This is a genomic window from Marinobacter sp. bablab_jr003, assembly GCF_016464245.1.
Lineage (GTDB): Bacteria > Pseudomonadota > Gammaproteobacteria > Pseudomonadales > Oleiphilaceae > Marinobacter > Marinobacter vinifirmus.
Map to the genome: position 1 here is coordinate 110,453 of NZ_JADARC010000036.1, position 20,443 is coordinate 130,895.

A 20,443-nucleotide genomic window follows, 5' to 3' on the forward strand; every position below is an offset into this window, starting at 1 on the left:
CAACACCGATTATCAATCACGTACTGAAGGGATGTGGTATGTCTGATACTGCTGTGCAGCAATCTGCTGCCTCCGAATCCGTAGCACAAGGGTCCTTGCTGGACCAGGTTATGGCCAACAGCCGCATGGCACCGGCCGACGAAGGTTACGATGTTGCCCGCAAAGGGGTGGCCACGTTTATCGCCAACCTGCTGAAGAGCGACGAAAAAGGCCAGCCGGTCAACAAGGCCCTGGTGGACCAGATGGTGGTGGAGCTGGATCGCAAGATCAGCGCCCAGATGGATGAAATCCTGCACGCACCCAAGCTGCAGGAACTGGAATCGTCCTGGCGTGGCCTGAAACTGATGGTGGATCGCACCGATTTCCGCGAGAACATCAAGGTGGATATCCTCCATGCCACCAAGACCGAACTGCTGGAAGACTTCGAATTTGCTCCGGACGTGACCCAGACCGGCTTCTACAAGCACATCTATGCGGCCGAGTATGGCCAGTTCGGTGGTGAGCCGGTGGGCGCTATTGTCGGTAACTACGCCTTCAGCCCGTCAACACCGGATATGAAACTGCTGCAGTACGTGTCGTCGGTTGGCGCCATGTCCCACGCGCCGTTCCTGTCCTCGGTTGCACCGTCGTTCTTCGGTGTCGACAGCTACCAGGAACTGCCGGCCATCAAAGAGCTGAGTGCCGTTTTCGAAGGCCCGAAATACGCCAAGTGGCGCTCCCTGCGGGAATCCGAAGACGCCCGTTACCTGGGCCTGACCGCACCGCGCTTCCTGCTGCGGGTGCCCTATGACCCCACCGAGAACCCGGTGCGCAGCTTCAACTACAAGGAAGAAGTGTCCGGCGACCACGAGCACTACCTGTGGGGCAACACTGCGTACCTGCTGGCGACCCGACTGACCGAAAGCTTCGCCAAGTACCGCTGGTGCCCGAACATCATCGGCCCGCAAAGCGGTGGTGCGGTGGAAGACCTGCCGGTGCACACCTTTGAATCCTTCGGCCAGCTGGAAGCCAAGATCCCGACCGAAGTGCTGATCACCGACCGCCGCGAATACGAACTGGCGGAAGAAGGCTTCATCGCCCTGACCATGCGCAAGGGCAGTGACAACGCGGCGTTCTTCTCCGCCAACTCGGTGCAGAAGCCCAAGCAGTTCCCGAACACCAAGGAAGGCAAGGAAGCGGAAACCAACTACAAGCTGGGCACCCAGCTGCCTTACATGATGATCGTGAACCGCCTGGCCCACTACATCAAGGTACTGCAGCGCGAGCAGATCGGCTCCTGGAAAGAACGCCAGGATCTGGAGCGGGAACTGAACACCTGGATTCGCCAGTACGTGGCCGACCAGGAAAACCCGCCGGCAGATGTTCGCAGCCGCCGTCCGCTGCGCGCCGCCCACGTGGAAGTCTCCGATGTGGAAGGCGATCCGGGCTGGTACCAGGTCTCCCTGGCCGTGCGCCCGCACTTCAAGTACATGGGTGCCAACTTCGAACTGTCGCTGGTTGGCCGCCTGGACAAGGATTAATCCGTGTTCGGCGACACCGGCACGGACGGCGTTCGCAATACCGGCAGCCTGTTTGAACGGCTCGAACAGGCTGCTGCCCCCCCGGGGCAGGGAATGGGTGAAGTGACCCATGTGGTGGAATCCATCAAGCGCCACCTGGTGCGCCTGCTGAACGCCCATCCGGGCAACAGCGCCAGCGTACCGGATCTCGGGTTGCTGGATTTCAACGATGCCACCCTGGGTACGCTGGATCTGAGTATCCAGATTCGGGGGGCGATTCGTCAGTGCATCGAGAAGTTTGAGCCGCGGGTGAAGCGGGTGGATGTGGTGGCCTTGCCGCCGGGGCCGGACCCGTTGCAGTTGAAGTTTCAGGTGACGGTTTACCTGCAGGTTGCCGGGAGTGACGACCGGACCACCATTGACCTGGTCCTCGATGATAAGCGCTATTACCGGGTTATCTGAGTCGGGGCCTGCTTGGTACTGGGGCAGACATTGGAGTTCGGAGGGGACGGGGATGCTTTTCTTCTGGGAAAAAACAACTCGCTTCGCTCAGACATCTTTTTTCCCGGCAGAAAAGCATCCCCGCCCCCTCCGGCAAACCTGAGTGTTTGCGGTCCGGGTGACTTTGACGGCAAGTATGAGAGACGGGGTGTGGGTAGCCTTTCCAAAAGTGTGCGGAGCCATGGATGGCGGAGCTCAAGCGTCCCACGGACGGGCTTGAAGCGTCTTTTGGAAGGCCTACCCTCATCCTGGCTCGGAGCCAGACAGGCCGAAGTAAGGGTGCAGTAACAAGGTGCAGTAAACAATGAAGTTGAACAGGTTCTACAGGGATGAGTTGAGCTTTCTGCGGTTGCAGGGCAGGGAATTTGCCGAGGCGCATCCGCAGCTTACCCGCTTTTTGTCCGAGCAAAGCACCGACCCCGATGTGGAACGGCTGCTGGAAGGCTTTGCCTTTCTGACCGGCAAATTGCGGGAGAAGGTTGAGGACGAGTTTCCTGAGCTGACCCATTCGCTGCTGAACATGCTCTGGCCGAATTATCTACGGCCGGTGCCCAGCTGCACCATTATGCGCTTTGACCCGCAACTGCACGCGATCAGCGAACGGCAAACGGTGGAGCGCTATACCGAAATCAAGAGCCGGCCCCTGGGCGAAGCCAGCCGCCAGACTCAGTGCCGGTTCCGTACCTGCCGGGCTGTGGATATCTTTCCGGTCAGTGTGGCGGAGGCCCATGCCGAGCATTCCCGGGAAGTGTCTTCCGTTACCGTCGACCTGGCCCTGCATACGGACCAGCCGTTGAATGGTCTGGGGCTGGACAGCCTGCGGTTCTATCTGGGTGGGGATAACCACACCGCTGAAACCCTGTACCTGTGGCTGAACCATTACCTCAGCCGTATGGAGTTGGTGGTGGGCGAGAACGTCTACAACCTGCCGTCGTCGCTGTTGCAGCCGGTGGGTTTTGCGGCGGATGAGGCGATTTTGCCGTATCCGAAGAATGCCTATGCCGGGTACCGCATTATCCAGGAGTACCTGAGCTTTCCGGAGGCTTTCCGGTTTGTGGATATCGGCGGGCTGAAGTCCCGTTTGCCGGCGGTGCAGGCGGATGAGATCAGTCTGCGTTTTCATTTCAGGCGGATTCTGCCACCGGATGCCCGGGTTACCCGGGATTCCATGCAGCTGTACTGCACGCCGGCGGTGAATCTGTTCAGCCACGAAGGGGAGCCGGTGGATCTGAACGGCCGGCAGACCGAGTACCGTATTTCGCCCTCCAGCCGCTGCCCGGAGCATTTTGAAGTGTTCAGTATCGAGCAGGTGGAAGGCTGGCTGGAAGGGCGTTCCGGGCGCGGTGAGCCCAGGCTGTATACCGCGTTCGAGAGTTTCCAGCACGAGGTGGAGCGGGACCGTGGCCGTACCGCGCTGTATTACCGGGTGCGTACCCGGGAGAGCGTTCGGGGCGATGGCTTTGATCACTACATTTCGTTTGTCCGGGGTGACGAGTCGGACTGTATGAACCGGCAGGAAGCGGTGTCGCTGACATTGATCTGTACCAACCGGCAGCTGCCCCAGCAACTGGCGGTGGGGGAGATCTGCATGGCCACCGAGACCACGCCGGCGTTTGCCTCGTTCAGCAACATTACCCGGCCCACGGCCACGCTGCGGCCAACATTGGATGGTAGCCTGTTGTGGACGCTGATTTCCAATCTGTCCCTGAACTACTTGTCCATGCTGGATGTGGATGCCCTGCGCACGGTACTGCGGGTGTACGACTTCCGGGCCTTGGTCGACCGGCAGGCGGAACGGGTTTCCCAGAAGCGGTTGGCGGGTATCAGCGAAATCACTACCCAGCCGGTGGACCGCATGGTGCGTGGCTTGCCGGTGCGGGGCATTCGTTCGGTGCTGAAGCTGGATCAGCAGAATTTCGGCAGCGAGGGCGATCTGTACCTGTTCGGCACGGTACTGAGTCAGTTCTTTGCGCTTTACGCGAGCATTAATGCCTTTCACCAGCTGGAAGTGGTGAATACAGACAACCAGGAACGGTACACATGGACGTTACAGCAAGGTCAGCAGCCGCTGATGTAGCCGGGCTGGAACCTGTCCTCGGCAACGCGCGGCGTTACAGTTTTTTCCAGCTGGTGGACCTGATTCACCGGCACCACGGCGACGACCTGGAAAACTCCGGCAACGGCGAGCCCCGGCAGGAGCGTATCCGGTTCTCGGCCTCGGCCGGTCTGGGCTTTCCGGGCAGTGATGTGGTTTCGGCCCTGTCGCCGGAACATGAACACGCGCCTTACCAGATGGAAGTGAGCTTTCTCGGCCTGCATGGCTCCCAGTCGCCACTGCCCGGGTACTACCTGGAGGACCTGGCCTGGGAAGCGGGCCAGGATCTGGGGGTGCGCCGGCACTTCCTGGATTTTTTCAATCACCGGCTGGTGACCCTGTTTCACCGGGCCTGGCGCAAGTACCGGTATTACGTGCGGTTTCAGCCGGGTGCCAGCGACGGCTTTTCCGAACTGGTGTTTGCCCTGGTGGGGCTGGGTGACAGCCGTCTGCGGGAAGCCACGCCGGTCAACTGGTCCAAGATGCTGGCCTACGCCGGCCAGATGGCGGGCCGCAGCCGGTCGCCGGAAGTGGTCAGCGGCATTGTCGCACATTGTTTCGACCTGGAAGACGTCAGCATCGAACAGTGGGTGTTGCGTAAGGTGGCCATCGGGCCAGACCAGCAAACACGGCTGGGTCAGGCCAATGCCAGCCTGGGCCAGGACACCCTGGTGGGCTCCAGCATCCGGGACCGCAGCGGCAAGTTTATCCTGCGCCTGCGCAACCTGAGCCGGCGCCGCTTTGCGGATTTCCTGCCCAACGGCCGTGACCATGAGCGGCTGGTGAAGCTGGTGGAATTCACCACCCGGGAGCAGCTGGCCTACGACCTGGAACTGCAGATGCGGCCCAAGGATATCCGGCCCATGCAGCTGGGCGAGGATGTGCGCCTCGGCTGGAATTCATTTGTAACACCGGAGCGGGCCCGTGAACGCCCGGCGGTGCGCATCCAGATACGACGATAAGGCAAGGAGCCAGACAGGTGTCAAACCGGACAGCAGCATTAACCCTGGTGATCATCAACCCGACCGAAACCGGCGGTGGTGCCAGCATTGAACACAAATTCAGTACCGGTGGCGGCTCTATCGGCACGGCCGCCAACGATACCTGGCGGTTGTCGCCCCATCGCACCGGCGCTGTAGCCGGCCATGCCGAGGTTCGTTACCTGGATGGCGGCTTCTGCTTGATCGACCGTAGCGGCCGAACCTACATCAACAGCAGCAGCCAGCCTGTTGGCCGGGGCCGCAGGGCGCGGCTGAACCATGGTGACACACTCACCATTGGCCGGTACCGGATGCGGGCAGAGCTCAATGGCGAGGCGGCCGTTAACAGCGGGATGGAAGAAGACGCCGGCCAGCATAGACAACTGGTGGATGTAGCCGAAGGCTCGTTGTTGCGGTCGGAATCCGGCCAGGCGCTGCCGGATGGCCGCGAGCCTCTTGAGGGACTGCACACCCCGGCGGGGGAGCCGATCAGCGAAGACCCGCTGGCTCCCTGGCCAAACACACAGGAGCGACAGGGCATGTCAGAGTCCACGGAACAGAGTCGGGAAGCCAAAGACACCAGCCGGCAACACATCAGCGGTGCCCCCCTGATGCGCGGTATGGAAGCCGAGATTGACTTTGCCGACAGCGATGAAATGCGCCTGTTTCTGGAAGAGGCCGGCCAGACCCTGAAAGCCACGGTCGAAGGCCTGCTGGCCCTGCATCAGGGTGAAGATTCGCGGCACCGGGCCCTGCGCACCCGCCTGCAGCCGATTGAAGACAACCCGTTGCGCCTGGGTGACGACTACACCTGCACCATGCAGACCCTGTTTGCCGCCGAGCGCAGCCCGGTGCACTTGTCTGCCCCGGCTGCAGTTCGGGAAAGCCTGGAGAGCCTGAACCATCATCAGCAGGCCACCCGTGAAGCCATTCGGGAAGCCCTGGAAGCGATTCTTTATGCCTTCTCACCGGAGGCCCTGTTGCGCCGGTTCCACGGTTACCGCCGTGGCCTGCAAGACAACGAAGACGAAGGCCGCTGGGCCTGGAACATGTACCAACACTATTACCGCGAACTCAGATCCAGTCGTCAGCAGGGTTTCGAGCGCCTCTTCCAGGAGGTGTTCGACCAGGCTTATGACCAGCATCTGCGCCAACTACAGAGGGAGAATGTTTGATGAAGTACTGCAAATGGAGCTTGCTGGCGGTTGTTATGTTGATGGTGGGGTGCAGCACCCCGTACAACGCGGTGACCAAGACCGCCAAGGTGCTGTGGGATCCCGACATTCCCGTGGGCTATCCGGAAGACCTGCCCAGCCGCGTGGACCTGACCATGCTGGCGGAACCGAATGTAAACCCGAACGAATCCCTGGCGCCCACACCCATCGCGTTCCAGATCATCGAGTTGCGGGACAGCTCGCTGCTGATGGCCGGTGATTTCGACCAGCTGCTGACCGACCTGGAAGATTCCCTGGGCCGCAACTATGTGGACCACAGCGATTACACCCTGGTGCCGGGCCAGTTCAAGTTTGTGGAGCCGTTCGAAATCAGCAAGGACACCCGGTTTATCGCTGTGATTGCTTTCTATGCCTACCCCAACCTGTCCCAGTGGAAAAAGGTGGTCAGGGTGGACCCCATTGGCGGCCGCTACCACCTGCTGGTCAACCTGCGCGAGCGGGAAGTGAAACTGACACGTTCGGATGAAAGCTGATGGCAGTCACCAACCGAGTGGTCTGGAGTGACGGGCTGTTCATCAAACCCCAGCATTTCCAGCAGCAACAAAGATACCTGGAACACCAGATTAACGAGCGGGCGCTGGCGGTGTCTGACTACCTGTATGGCTTCAGTGACCTGGAACTGAACGCCGAGTACCTGAGCTTTGGCCGGGTCGGGCTGGTGCGGGCCTGCGGGCTGTTTCCGGACGGCACCCGGTTCAACCTGCCCCAGGACGACGTAATGCCGGAGCCCCTGGAAATCACCGATGCCTCGGTGGCCAACCAGGTGGTGTTCCTGGCACTGCCCCTGGGCAGCGATACCCTGGCAGAAGTGGAATGGCCGGATGCCCCGGTCGCCGGCCGGTTCCGGGCCCAGGCTGTAGAAATCCGCGACCTGCATTCGGTGGATGGCGATGCCCACAGCATCGATGTGGGCCGGGTGGCGCCGCGGTTGATGCTGGAGCGGGAAGACCGCAGTGCCTACGCCAGCCTTGCCGTTGGCCGGATCCTGGAAAAGCGCCCGGATGGCAGCCTGGTGATGGATCCGAACTTCCTGCCCACCATGCTCAGTGTGCGTTCCGCGCCCCGGCTTCAGCGGTTTGTCGGAGAGATGGCCGGGCTGATGCAGGAGCGGGCCCGCAACATCGCCGAACGCGTGGGTGCGCCGGGGCAGGGTGGTGTGGCGGATGTGTCGGACTTCATGTTGTTGCAGATGCTGAACCGTGCCCACCCCCGGTTTATGCACCTGGCCCGGCTGCGCCAGTTGCATCCGGAACGGCTGTATGAAGTGTTGCTGGAACTCTGCGGCGAGCTGGTGACCTTCACCGACGAAAGCCGGTTGCCAAGGGAGTTCACCCCCTACGACCACGACCTGCCAGTGGCGTGTTTCAGCCCGCTGATGCAGATTCTGCGGCAGGCCCTGAGTACCGTTCTGGAGCCGCGGGCCTTGTCGATTGCCCTGCAGCAGCGCCAGTACGGCCTGACAGTGGCACCGGTCCAGGATGGCCAGCTGATCAGGGATGCCGAGTTCATCCTGGCGGTGAAGGCCGACATGCCGCTGGACGACCTGCGCAAACAGTTTGTGCAGCAGTGCAAGGTGGCCTCGGTGGAGAGAATCCGCGATCTCATCAGTCTGCAGCTGCCTGGCATTCCGCTGTCTGCCTTGCCGGTGGCGCCGCGCCAGTTGCCGTATCACGCCGGTTTTGTGTACTTCCGGCTGGACGACCAGAGCCAGGCCTGGCAGATGCTCGATAACGCCAGCGGCTTCGCCTTCCATGTGGCCGGCAGTTACCCGGGGCTGGAAATGCAATTCTGGGCAATCAGGAGCTAGATCATGGCAGATGCACCGGTAATGGACAGACCGCGCAGCACCAGGGATTCGGGTGATCGTGCATTCAGTGACCTTCTGTTTGCCGACAACGACAGCCCGGGTTCCCGCAATGACTTTGCCAACAGCGGATTCCAGCTGCGGGGGCAGGAAGAAAACCGCCTGATCGACGCGGCGACACCGCTGCTGGGGCTGGTTATCCGGGTTCGCCGGCTGGCGGATTTCCGGGATGTGGAAAGCCTGTACCAGCAGGTAACCGACGAAGTGGCGGCCATCGACCGTGAACTGGTGGAGCAGGGCTACGAACGCCCCACGGTGGTGGCATACCGCTATGTGCTGTGCGCATTTATCGACGAAGCGGTGCTGGGCACCGACTGGGGCGCCCACAGTGTGTGGTCACAACACTCCCTGTTGTCCCGTTTCCACAACGAAACCTGGGGTGGTGAGAAGGTGTTCGCCATCCTGGCCCGGATGGAAAAAGAGCCGGAGCGCTACCGGGACATGCTGGGTTTCATCTACCTGTGCCTGTGCCTGGGTTTTGAGGGCCGTTACAAGGTGATGGAAAACGGCCGCGATGAATACGAGAAGATTGTCCGGGGCCTGTACGAACAGCTGCGGGAACTGCGCGGTGACCGGGAACCCCGGCCGCTGACCGATGCCTTGGCAAACCTGGCCCCTGCCCGTAACCGGTTGCGCACCGGGTTGCCCGCCTGGCTGATTGGCGGGTTGTTTGTGGCGGCCATGGCCGGGATTTATCACTTGTACAACATTGCGCTGAACGAACGCATCAGGGATGTGCTCAGCGTACTGGACCAACTACCGAAATAAGGACATCACTGTGATTCGGGTAGAACTGCCGGCGCTGATTGGGCGCCTCAACGACATTTCACGCCAGGCCCTGGAAGCCTCCGCCGCCCTGTGCATCAGCCGTCAGGGCGCCGAGATTACCCCGGCGCACCTGCTGTTCAAGCTGCTGGAAACACCGTTTTCTGACGTCCGCCAGATCCTGGAACACACCGGCATCAACCACCAGCAACTGCAGCCATTAGTAGGCGACAGTCTGAATGGCGAAGCGCAAAGTGCCGAGCCCTATCCCTCCTTCTCGCCGCTGCTGGTGGAACTGATGCAGGACGCCTGGCTGCTGGCCTCCACCGAGCTGGGTCACACCGAACTGCGCTCGGGTTCGGTGTTCCTGGCCTTGCTAACGAATGCCGACCGCTACCTGATGACCCGGGTGGCGCAGGCGCTGGTGGACATCAACCGGGAACAGCTGCGCAAGCAGTTTGACCGGGTGACTGAAGGTTCCGTTGAGCGCCCGCAACTTTCTGGAAACGGCGCTGCCCGGCCCGTGGCAGATGCCGATATGGACCCGCTCAAGCGCTACGCCACTGACTTCACCAAACTGGCCCGGGAAGAAAAACTGGACCCGGTGGTATGCCGGGATGCCGAGATCGACCAGATGATCGACATCCTCTGCCGCCGCCGCAAGAACAACCCCATTGTGGTGGGTGATGCCGGCGTGGGCAAAAGCGCCCTGGTGGAAGGCCTGGCTCTGCGCATCGTGAACGGCGACGTACCGGACCGTCTGAAAAACGTCGAACTCTGGACCCTGGACATGGGCGCCCTGCAGGCCGGGGCTTCCGTTAAAGGCGAGTTCGAGAAGCGCCTGAAGGGCGTGATCGAAGCCGTGAAAGGTTCGGTTACGCCAATCATCCTGTTCATCGACGAAGCCCACACCCTGATTGGCGCCGGCAACAGCGAAGGCGGCTCCGACGCTGCCAACCTGCTCAAGCCAGCCCTGGCCCGGGGCGAGCTTCGCACCATCGCCGCCACCACCTGGCGCGAATACAAGAAATACTTCGAGAAAGACCCGGCCCTCAGCCGCCGCTTCCAGCCGGTTGCCCTGGACGAGCCGACCCCGGGCGAAGCCGTGCACATCCTTCGCGGCCTGCGTACCGTCTACGAAAAAGCCCACCAGGTACTGGTCGCCGACAGCGCCCTGAAAGCCGCCTCGGAAATGTCTGCCCGTTACCTGGCGGGCCGGCAGCTGCCGGACAAAGCCATCGACGTACTGGATACCGCCTGCGCCCGGGTCAGCCTGAACCTGAGCACCCCGCCACGGCGCCTGAGCCACGTGCGCAGTGAGCTGCACCAGCTGGCCATGGAGCAGGACCTGCTGAGCCGGGAACACGCCCTGGGCCAGAACGTCGACACCGAGCGGGAACAGGAACTTGAACAACTCATTGCCGACCTGACCGCCGAAGCCGAAGCCCTGGAGCAAAGCTGGAACGACCAGCGAGAACTGGTAGCCCGACTGGTCGAAATCCGCGAACAGCTGCTGACCGGTGAACAGCCTGGGGCAGAAGCAGATGAAAACGCTGCTGATCTGGAAACCGAAGAGCGCCCGGACCTGAAAAGCGAAGCCGCCGCCATCGAACAGGAACTGGCCGAGCTGCAAGCTGATGAACCCCTGGTCCATGCCCGCGTGGACGCTCGCCAGGTCGCCGAAGTCATCGCCGACTGGACCGGCATCCCGGTCAACCGCATGACCACCGACGAACTGCAAAAAATCACCCACTTGCCGGCCTACCTGCAGGCCCACATCAAAGGCCAGGACACCGCCATAGACTGCCTGCACCAGCACCTGCTCACCGCCCGCGCCGACCTGCGCCGGCCGGGCCGCCCCATGGGCGCCTTCCTGCTGGTGGGCCCCAGCGGCGTGGGCAAAACCGAAACCGTAGTGCAACTGTCCGAACTGCTCTACGGCGGCCGCCAGTTCCTCACCACCATCAACATGTCCGAATACCAGGAGAAACACACCGTCTCCCGCCTGATCGGTTCACCCCCGGGCTACGTCGGCTTTGGCGAAGGCGGCATCCTCACCGAAGCCATCCGCCAGAAGCCTTATTCCGTGGTGCTGCTCGACGAAGTCGAAAAAGCCCACCCGGAAGTTCTCAACCTGTTCTACCAGGCCTTCGACAAAGGCGAACTGGCGGACGGCGAAGGCCGGTTGATCGACTGCAAAAACGTCGTCTTCTTCCTCACCTCCAACCTCGGCTACCAGACCATCGTCAACCACGCCGAAGAACCGGAAAAGATCGAAGAAGCCCTGTACCCGGAACTGGCCAACTTCTTCAAACCCGCGCTGCTGGCACGAATGGAAGTAGTGCCCTACCTGCCGCTGGGCGAAGACACCCTCAACCGCATAGTCGGCGACAAACTCCAGCGCCTGGCCGAGCAGATCAAAGCCCGTTACCACACCGAGGTGGAGCTGGAAGGCGGCCTGGTAGAAGCCATCCGCAGCCGCGCCACCCGAAGCGAAAACGGTGCAAGGATGCTGGAGTCGATCATCGAAGGCGAACTATTGCCACCGGTGTCCCTGGCGCTGCTTGAAAAACTGGCGGCAAGGGAGCCGGTAACCAAGGTCACTCTGGGTGTCGAAGAAAACCGGTTCACAGGAACAGTCGCGTAGGCTGACTGAGAAGGAGCGCACCGTGGGGTTGAGCTTTCCAAAACCTTGCGTAGCCAGGGATGGCGGAGCAGAGCGTACAGGGATGTATTCACAGCGTGTTTTGGAAAGCTCAACCCCACGGTGTGCGGGCGGCAATCTCCAATCAACCCAGATGGAAACACAAAAAATGGGACGGATGCAGAAGGAACTGCACACCGGCATAGACCTGGCGGTGGCACTCATCAAACAGGATACCCTGCCGGCGCTGTTGAATACCGCCACCCGCCAACTCGAAAACGCCTTCGGGCTCAGCAAATGCTGGGCACTGGAACTCGACCTCAGCGGCCGAACCCTCCACTGCGGCAAACTGGACGAAGCGGGCGAATTCGACTGTAACGACTTCAGCCACCCCTTCGCCCACGTGCTGCAAACCGGCCAGCCGCGGGAACTCACCCGCGCCGCCAGCTACCGCCTGGATCACGCCGGCTTCCAGAACCTCCTGGAACTCAGTGGGCGCCCGAGAAGTTTCTGGCTGGAACCGTTAAAAGGCGCAGATGGCCGCACGCTCGGAATGCTCGTACTGTGTGGCGACCACCCGGACTGGCAAGGCATCGTCGGCCAGCCCCTGTACGCCGGCATCAAACAACTGCTGGTGCACCAGTGGATCAGCCAACTGCAAACCCGCGACCAGGTCTGGCAGCGGCGGCTGCTCAAGCGCTCCCTGGACCACCTGCACGACGCCGAAACCCTGCGCCAGCGCTGCGAACAACTGGCCCACACCCTGGTTGGTAACTCTGAAGCCATGACCAACCTGCGAGCCCAGGTGGTACGTGCCGCCGGCAGCCAGCTGTCCGTGCTGATCCAGGGCGAAACCGGCTGCGGCAAAGACGTGGTGGCCCGGGGTATCCATGACATGTCTGATCGGGCCAACGGCCCCATGGTGGTGGTCAACTGTGCCGCCATCCCGGACAGCTTGCTGGAAAGCGAACTGTTCGGTCACACCAAGGGTGCCTTCTCCGGTGCGGACCAGGCCAAGGAAGGCCTGCTGGCCCGGGCCAACGGCGGCACCCTGTTCCTGGATGAAATCGGCGACATGCCCATGGCCTTGCAATCGAAACTGCTGCGGGTGCTGGAAAGCCGCCAGTTCCGCCCCCTGGGTGCCCGGGATGAACAGCACTCCGACTTCCGGTTGGTAGCGGCAACCCATCAGCCCCTTCAGGAAGGCATCGAAGATGGCCGCTTTCGCCGGGACCTGTTCTACCGCCTCAGCCAGTTCCCGCTGCGGGTCAACCCCCTGCGGGAGCGCACTGAAGACCTGGAAGCCCTGAGCCGGCATTTCATCCGCCTGTATACCGAGCGTGAAGGCAGCGGCCCTTTGGGTATCAGCAGCCACGCCCTGCACACGCTGGCCGGTTACAACTTCCCCGGTAACGTGCGGGAACTGCGCAACATCGTGGAACTGGCCTGCCTGCAAACCCCCGCCGGTGATGACATCCAGCCCGATGTACTGCGCCTGGATGATCTGTTTGCCGAACCCGGCCAGCCCCTGACGGCAAGCGTGGAGCCCAAAACCGTGCCGGGGGTGCCGGGAGTCGACGACATCCGCGACCTGAAAGCGGCCTCCCAGGCCTTTGAAGCCGCCATCATCCGTGACCGCCTGCGCCAGTACGGCGGCAACCGTGCCCAGGCGGCCGAAAGCCTGGGTTTGCCGAAGCGCACCCTGGCCCATAAATGTCTGAAGTATCAGGTAACTGACCTATGACCCTGAAAGACCCTGTTCGAACTGGCCTGCTGGCCCTGGCCATGCTGTGTGCCAGCAGCCATGGCGTCGCCGATCCGCGCCTGACCGCGGCCGAGGCCTGCACTGAAGAAGCCAACCGGCTGGAGCGGCTGGCCTGTTTTGACGAGGTTTTTGCCACACCGCTGGCCCTTTATCAGCCGGGTGCCGGAGAGCCTCGGGTGAACCGCTCCGAACGCTGGCGCCAGGCCTTTGCCCTGGCTGGTAAGGGCGATGCCTCCGGGGTGATTTACCGGAACACCGGGGCAACCGCCGGGCACCTGGTCACCGTGACCGCCCTGGGAGCAAAGCCCCCGCGCCCGGTACTGACCCTGCAATGCCACAACAACATCACCGAACTTGCGGTCATGCTGCCGGAGCCGATTAACCGGGAGCGGGTCAATGTGGCCCTGAGTGCTGAACGCGCCTGGTGGCGGGTGCGGGATGAAGGGCTGGTGGTCAGTGCTGGCCGTGGCCTGCCCGCTATTCGCACCGTTCTGGCCATGGTTCGGGAGCCGGATACCCGGGTTCAGGCCGATGTGGCAGAGCTGGATGGTCTGTTGTTTGACCTCACCGGCTACGCGGAGGCCATCAAGCCTTTGCGTCAGGCCTGTGGCTGGTAAGGGAGCAATGTGATGCAGGTGATCGAACAACATCCGTACGTAGACCAGGTGCTTGGCGCTATCCCGGGTGAGTCTGCCGTGGGTGAAAGCCTGGCCGAGGACAGCGCACTGGAGTTTCTGGAAGACGAAGTAATGAAGGTGGGTTCGCTGGCCCACAACGATATCGACTGGAACAAAGTGGAAAGCGTGGCGCTGCAGCTGCTGGCGGACCGCAGCAAGGATATCAAGGTGCTCGGGTTTCTGATGGTGAGCCTGCAGCGGGGTGGGGACGGCGAACGCTTTGTGCTGTCTCTGTATCTGCTGCACCGGGTGCTGGACGACTGGTGGGAAACAGCGTGGCCTTACCCCGGAGCAAAGGGCCAGAGGGCCCGGAAAATGCTGTTCACCCAGATACTGCAGCGCGCCCTGAAACCGGTGGAAAGCCTGGTGTTTGATGCCAGTGCCGGCGATGGCCGGCAGTTCTGCCTGGACCTGATTACCCGGCTGGATGACCAGGCCCGGGCGCGGGATTTGCCGGATGATGTTCTGTTTGACTTCAAACGTACTGTAGAGAAACTGCCCCGGCAGGATCAGCCCACCGGTAGCCAGAGCGCAACAGAACCCGCTTCGACGCCGGCGGGCACGACCCAGGGCCCGGCAAGCCCTAAACCTGCGGCTTCAGCGACGACACCGGCAGCTCTGGGCAACCTCACCCTGGACCCCGGTAATGAACGGGCCACCCGCCAGAGCCTGCTGAAAGTGGCCGAACTGCTGACCGGCACCGAGCCGGACAATCCCCTGGGTTACCGGATGCGCCGCCATGCCATCTGGCAAAGCATTACCAGCCTGCCACCGACCCGGGATGGCAAGCGCACCGACCTGGCCGCCGTGAGTGCCGACCGGGTGTCGGAATACCGGGAAGCACTGGAGAAAACGCCTGACAACGAACTCTGGCAGCGCATTGAACAAAGCCTGTCGGTAAGCCCGTTCTGGCTCGACGGCCACTGGTTGAGCGCCCGGGTAGCCGCCGCCCTTGGCCACGGCGACTGCGCCGAGGCCATCCGGGAAGCCTTGAAAGCGTTTGTCGAACGTTTGCCGCAACTGGCGGAACTCACGTTTAACGACGGCACCCCGTTCCTCAGTGACCAGGCCGCCGACTGGCTGCACACCACGCCGGTTTCCGCCAAGGGTGGTGGCGGTGGGGCCAATGCCTGGGAGCAGGCTCTGGACAGCGCGCTGGAGCTGGCGGGGCAGAATAAGCTGGCTTCGGCCATGGAGCTTCTGGAGCAGGGACTGGCGGAGGCAAGGGAACCGAGGGAGCGCTTCTACTGGCGCCTGGCCAGTGCCCGCTTGCTGAAAGAAACCGGCCTGAAAACCATGGCTGGCGAACACCTGCAGGACCTGAAAAACCAGGTTCAGGGGCTGGTCCTGGAAGACTGGGAACCGGGCCTGATCAAACAACTGGAACGACTGGCGTAACGCCCGCACGCATCTAACGCAGGAATGGAAACCATGTGGAGAAAAGCATTACTCATTGGTCGTTGGCTTCTGCCATACATTCGTAACGCCGCCCCGGTCACCCTGGTACTGGGCGTGGTTGCCTTGCTGGTGGCCACCTGGTGGCTGGGGCCAAGGCTGGAAATCCACGGTGAATACCCGCTGATGGCCTGGCAGATACGGGCGCTGGTTACCCTTGGGGTCATTCTTCTGGTTGTGGTGTTCTGGGGCATGGCCCTGGCGCGCCGGCTGGGCAAGGTCAACAAGGCCAAGGCCGAAGAACAGCAGGAACAGGAAGATCCTGTCCTGCCCATGGAGCGCCGGCAGCAGCGTTTGCTTGACCGCCAGTTACAGGCCCTGAAGAGCAACCTGCCGGGCCGCAAGGGACTTTACCGCTTGCCCTGGTACCTGGTGATGGGGCTGGAAGGTGCCGGCAAAACCAGCCTGATTCAGCGGGCAGGGCAGACTTACACCCTGACCAACGTCACCCGTAACAATCGTGGTGACCGCAATCCGTTCAGCTTTGACTGGTGGATTGGTGACAACGGCGTACTGATCGACCCGGATGGTGAACTGCTGAGCCAGAACCAGGGTGAGGGCGCCACCGGTGAGATCCAGAACCGGCTGTGGAACCACTTTATCGGCTGGCTGGAGCGCAGCCGGCCTCAGCGCCCGCTGAACGGCGTGATCCTGGCCGTGGACCTGGCGCGCCTGAGCACCGCCAGCGACCAGCAACGGGAAGCCCATGCCATCCTGCTGCGCACACGGCTGCGGGAACTGATGGAGCAGCTGGGGTCACGGCTGCCGGTGTATGTCACTTTCACCAAAATGGACCTGATGTACGGCTTTGCGCCCTTTGTTCGAACCCTGTCGAAAGCCGAGAAGGAAAAAGCCCTGGGCTTTACCTTCCGGCTGGAGAGCCAGCAGGACCATGATCACTGGCTGGAGCAGTTTGCGGGCAGCTACAGTGAGATGGTGGAGGAGTTGTCCCAACGCCTGCCGGACGTGCTGGCGAACACCCGGGATAACGAGGAGCGGGCAGCGGCCTATTCCTTTACCCGCCAGCTGGCCGGCCTGAAGTCGACCATGGAACAGTTCCTGGCCGACCTGTTGTCAGCCGATGCCTTCTCCACTCCGGCACTGGTGCGCGGCACTTTCTTTACCTCGGTTCTGCAGGAAGGCGTGCCCGAAGATGCCTTTGTCTCTGCCGCTGCCCGTAACTACCAGGTGACCGGCCCGATTCAGCCGGCCCAGCGTGGCGGGCAGTCAGCCAGCCTGTTCACCCGCAACCTGTTTCCCGACATCGTTTACCGGGAGGCCGGGCTGGCCGGCGATAACCGTAAGGTTGTCAGCAAGCGCCGGCGCAAGGTGGCGTTTGCCGCCATGGTTGCCCTGTGCGCTGGTGCCGGTGTAACCGCCGGCTGGCAGCATTACTTCATCAAGAACGCCGAGGCGGCTGCCCAGGTGAAAACCCGGGTGAACTCGTTCATCAACGACTGGCAACCGGTGGGTTATGAGCCGGACAGCACCGGTCGCAACCTGCTGCAGCCCCTGGACCAGCTGCGGGAAGCCACCCTGGCCTTCGGTGATTACCGCAAGGAGTGGCCGCTGGTTACCGATATGGGGTTGTACCAGGGCCACAAGGTCGGCCCGGAAGTGGATGCCGCCTACCTGGATATGCTGGCCTACCAGTACCTTCCGGCCCTGATGTTCGGCGTGATGGAAGAAATGGGTCGCGCGCCGGATGACAGCACCGAGCGGCTGGAACACCTTCGGGTGCTTCGTATGCTCTACGATGCCAGCGGTCGCCGCAGTGACCTTGTCTCCGGCTATATGCGCGAATACTGGCAGTCGAGCTTCCCAGGCCAGCGGGATGTACAGAACCGGCTGTATGGCCACCTGCAGTACGCCATGGCCCACACCGACCTGGCCGGCATGGCTGCCGACGGCGACCAGACCGCCGCCATGGCCCTGGCGCCCTTCCGCAGCAGTGTGCAGTGGGCGCAGCACGAGCTGGGCCGCATCAGCACGCCCGATCGCGTTTACCGTGACCTGGAAGTGGAAGCCGGCCGGGAATTCCAGGCCCCGCTGGAACTGGCCCGCAGCTCAGGCCCTGCCTTCACCACGGTGTTCACCCGGCTGGATGCCTACGGCGAACCGCTGGGCGATGAGCTGCCGGGCACGGAAGATCCGCTCTCCATTCCGGCCCTGCTGACCCGTGACGGCCTGGAGAAGTGGTTCCTGGGCAAGTCCGGGTCTGTAACCGAGCTGGCGCTGGTGGATGCCTGGGTACTGGGCCGCCGCAACGATGTGGACTTCAGCAAGGCGGATGAAGCAGAACTGCTGGCCAGTCTGCAAACCCTTTACGCAGAGAACTACGCAGACGCCTGGCGCACGGCCATCAGCCGGGTGGATATCCACCGGTTTGAAGACCTGAACCACGGTGTGCGCATGCTGGAAAGCCTGACCAGCGGCCACCAGCCCCTGACTCGCTTGTTGGCCCAGGTACAGAACAACACCCGCCTGATTCCTGTGGGCGAAGGGGAAGCCGAGGCCACCCGCAAGTTGCTGGAACAGTCGCCCCACTACCGCATGCTGCAGGATATTGAGCGGCAGTTCTCGGACCTGAACCGCCTGTCGGACAAGCAGGGCGAACAGCCTTCGGGGCTGGAAGAAATCATGCTGGTGGTCGGCGAGTTGCACGAGTACCTGCGCAACATCCAGGAGTCTCCGGATGCCGGCAAGGCCTCCCTGGCGGCGGCCCGGGCCCGCATGGGCCTGCAGGGGGCTGATCCGATCTTCACCCTGCAGCGCATGGCGAACCACCAGCCGGAACCGCTCAACCGGATATTGAACCGGCTGGCCTCGGAAAGCTGGCGGGTGGTGCTGGACCGGGCGGTGGCCCAGTTGGAGCGTGAGTGGTACCGGGAGGTTTACCAGCCGTTCCAGCAAAACCTGGCCCGGCATTATCCGTTCACAGCCGGTGCCGGCCGTGATGCCGCCCTGCAGGATTTTGAACGCTTCTTTGCTCCGGATGGCATTCTGGAAACCTTCTACAACCAGAACCTGAAGCTGTTCCTGGAAGATCATCCGGAGCACGTGGGCGACGCCCGCCGGGCCAGTCTGGTGCGGCGTGACGTGGTGTCGGCCCTGGATCGTGCCCGCCAGATCCGCCAGGCCTTTTTTACCCGCAGCGGTACACTGGATGTGGAATTTGCCCTGGAACCGTTGAACCTGACCAACAACAAACGCAGGGCGGTAGTGAACATCGACGGCCAGCTGGTGGAGTTCTCCCATGGCCCGCGCCAGAGCATACCGCTGGTATGGCCCAACACCCTGCGGGATTCGGTGGAAAGCCGTATTACCCTGGTGCCGGTTCAGGTTAACCGTTCGCCGCGCAGCATCTCTGAAAGCGGTCCCTGGGCGCTGTTCCGGCTGCTGGATAAAGCGGAGATTGCCGGCGTGAGCAGTAACGCTGTCGACGTAAAATTCAACGTAGACGATGGCGCCATGCGTTATCGCCTGCATGCCGCCAGTAATACCAACCCGTTCACACAGCAGCTGCTTGCAGGGTACCGAATACCCCGCAGCTTGTATTAGACTATGGCCCGCGCCCGGGCCTGAACGCCCGGGCTGATCGCAGCCCGTACCCGGATGGTGTGGGTTTGAACAGACATGTCTTTCTTCAGGGATCGAAGTCATGCCCCAGGCAAGCGGATTGCAGTTCACCGCCCGTGTAGGCGAATTCCCCTCAGATCACTTTTCGGTAGTTGGCTTTAAGCTTTCCGAACAGCTGTCTTCCTTGTTTCATGGCCGGTTAGAACTGGCGAGCACCGACCCCGATGTGGCCGCCGCCGACGTACTGGAGCAGCCGGTAGACCTGGTGGTGTGGCAGGACGGCCAGCCCCTGCGCCGGTTCACCGGCGTGGTGAACGAATTTATGCGCGGCGACACCGGCCACCGCCGCACCCGCTACGAAGTGGTGATCCAGCCGCCGTTATGGCGTCTGGGCCTGATGCACAACAGCCGCGTCTTCCAGACCCAGACCACCGATGCCATCGTGCGCACCCTGCTCGAAGAGCGGGGCATTGTGGATTCCATCTTTGACTTCAAACGCCCACCGGAAGAACGGGAATACTGCGTCCAGCACCGGGAAACCGACCTGCAGTTCCTGGAACGACTGGCCGCCGAAGAAGGCTGGCACTACCGCTACCAGCACGGCAGCGTGGATGGCGACGAGCAACCAGCGTTAATCATTGCCGACCACCACGGCGATGCCCCGAAACTGGAACCTGTGACCTGCAACACCAAAGCCGGCGGCAGCACCCAACAAGCCTGCGTGTTCAGCTTTGCCTACGAAGAGCGGGTGCGTGCTTCCTCCGTGGCGATGAAGGACTACACCTTCAAGAACCCGGCCTATGCCCTAATTCACGAATACAGCGCAGCCGGTGTGAATCACAGAGAAGATTATCAACACTACGACTACCCCGGCCGCTACAAGGCCGACGCCAGCGGCCAGCCGTTCACCCAGAACAAACTGGATGCGCTTAGAAACGACGCGTCCATGGCCAACGGCAAAAGCAACCGCCCGGACTTCGCTCCCGGCGCCAAAGTGGAGTTGCAGGAACACGACAGCCAGAGCCTGAACCGGGAATGGCTGCTGACCGCCATCACCCACACCGGCAAACAGCCCCAGGCCATGGAAGAAGAGGGTGGCAGCGAACCCACCAGTTACCACAACGACTTCACCGCCATCCCGGCCGACAAAACCTGGCGCCCTCTTTGTGAACATAAACCCATGATGGACGGCCCTCAGATGGCCATCGTCACCGGCCCCGAGGGTGAAGAGATCCACTGCGATCAGTACGGCCGGGTGAAAGTCCGATTCCCGTGGGATCGCTATTCAAAAAATGATGAACACAGCAGCGCCTGGCTGCGCGTCGCCCAGGGCTGGGCCGGCGGCCAATACGGCTTTATGGCCCTGCCCAGAATCGGCAACGAA

Annotated in this window: 14 protein-coding genes; all 14 read left to right on the forward strand. The window is 62.1% G+C overall.

Annotated features, from left to right (window positions below; translation table 11 throughout):
• Positions 1 to 38 precede the first annotated feature (38 nt).
• Positions 39 to 1,520 (forward strand): type VI secretion system contractile sheath large subunit, encoded by a 1,482-nt coding sequence (gene tssC, locus H3Z84_RS02835; RefSeq protein WP_094624859.1) that lies wholly within the window; start codon positions 39 to 41, stop codon positions 1,518 to 1,520.
• 3 nt (positions 1,521 to 1,523) lie between these two features.
• On the forward strand, positions 1,524 to 1,961 hold the full coding sequence (gene tssE, locus H3Z84_RS02840; protein WP_199456174.1) for a type VI secretion system baseplate subunit TssE: 438 nt from the start codon (positions 1,524 to 1,526) through the stop codon (positions 1,959 to 1,961).
• Positions 1,962 to 2,304: 343 nt separating this feature from the next.
• A complete protein-coding gene (gene tssF / locus H3Z84_RS02845; RefSeq protein WP_199456175.1) occupies positions 2,305 to 4,077 on the forward strand; it encodes a type VI secretion system baseplate subunit TssF in 1,773 nt (590 codons plus the stop codon).
• A complete protein-coding gene (gene tssG, locus H3Z84_RS02850; RefSeq protein ID WP_199456176.1) occupies positions 4,041 to 5,057 on the forward strand; it encodes a type VI secretion system baseplate subunit TssG in 1,017 nt (338 codons plus the stop codon). Before tssF ends, tssG begins: the two co-directional genes overlap by 37 nt.
• A 17-nt stretch (positions 5,058 to 5,074) precedes the next feature.
• Entirely contained in the window at positions 5,075 to 6,250 is a 1,176-nt protein-coding gene (gene tagH / locus H3Z84_RS02855; RefSeq protein WP_199456177.1) for a type VI secretion system-associated FHA domain protein TagH, read from the forward strand.
• Positions 6,250 to 6,783, forward strand: a complete 534-nt coding sequence (gene tssJ, locus H3Z84_RS02860) for a type VI secretion system lipoprotein TssJ (protein WP_022988588.1) — start codon at positions 6,250 to 6,252, stop codon at positions 6,781 to 6,783. Before tagH ends, tssJ begins: the two co-directional genes overlap by 1 nt.
• Positions 6,783 to 8,117, forward strand: a complete 1,335-nt coding sequence (gene tssK, locus H3Z84_RS02865; protein ID WP_199456178.1) for a type VI secretion system baseplate subunit TssK — start codon at positions 6,783 to 6,785, stop codon at positions 8,115 to 8,117. Before tssJ ends, tssK begins: the two co-directional genes overlap by 1 nt.
• A gap of 3 nt (positions 8,118 to 8,120) precedes the next feature.
• Positions 8,121 to 8,942, forward strand: coding sequence for a type IVB secretion system protein IcmH/DotU (gene icmH, locus H3Z84_RS02870; protein WP_094624865.1), 822 nt, complete (start codon positions 8,121 to 8,123; stop codon positions 8,940 to 8,942).
• The gene (gene tssH, locus H3Z84_RS02875; protein ID WP_199456179.1) at positions 8,908 to 11,586 is read left to right on the forward strand and encodes a type VI secretion system ATPase TssH; all 2,679 of its coding nucleotides are present in this window, start codon (positions 8,908 to 8,910) and stop codon (positions 11,584 to 11,586) included. The genes icmH and tssH overlap by 35 nt, the downstream gene beginning before the upstream one ends.
• Before the next feature lie 175 nt (positions 11,587 to 11,761).
• Entirely contained in the window at positions 11,762 to 13,327 is a 1,566-nt protein-coding gene (locus tag H3Z84_RS02880) for a sigma-54 interaction domain-containing protein (RefSeq protein WP_199456185.1), read from the forward strand.
• Entirely contained in the window at positions 13,324 to 13,965 is a 642-nt protein-coding gene (gene vasI / locus H3Z84_RS02885) for a type VI secretion system-associated protein VasI (RefSeq protein WP_058342061.1), read from the forward strand. Before H3Z84_RS02880 ends, vasI begins: the two co-directional genes overlap by 4 nt.
• A 12-nt stretch (positions 13,966 to 13,977) precedes the next feature.
• Positions 13,978 to 15,423 carry a type VI secretion system protein TssA gene (tssA, locus tag H3Z84_RS02890; RefSeq protein ID WP_199456180.1) on the forward strand — a complete coding sequence of 482 codons (1,446 nt, stop codon included), beginning with the start codon at positions 13,978 to 13,980 and terminating at the stop codon, positions 15,421 to 15,423.
• 24 nt (positions 15,424 to 15,447) lie between these two features.
• Positions 15,448 to 19,041: a type VI secretion system membrane subunit TssM gene (tssM, locus tag H3Z84_RS02895; RefSeq protein WP_199456181.1), complete on the forward strand. Its 3,594-nt coding sequence runs from the start codon at positions 15,448 to 15,450 to the stop codon at positions 19,039 to 19,041.
• A gap of 100 nt (positions 19,042 to 19,141) precedes the next feature.
• The coding region (gene tssI / locus H3Z84_RS02900; RefSeq protein ID WP_199456182.1) for a type VI secretion system tip protein TssI/VgrG at positions 19,142 to 20,443 on the forward strand (1,302 nt) is incomplete at its 3' end.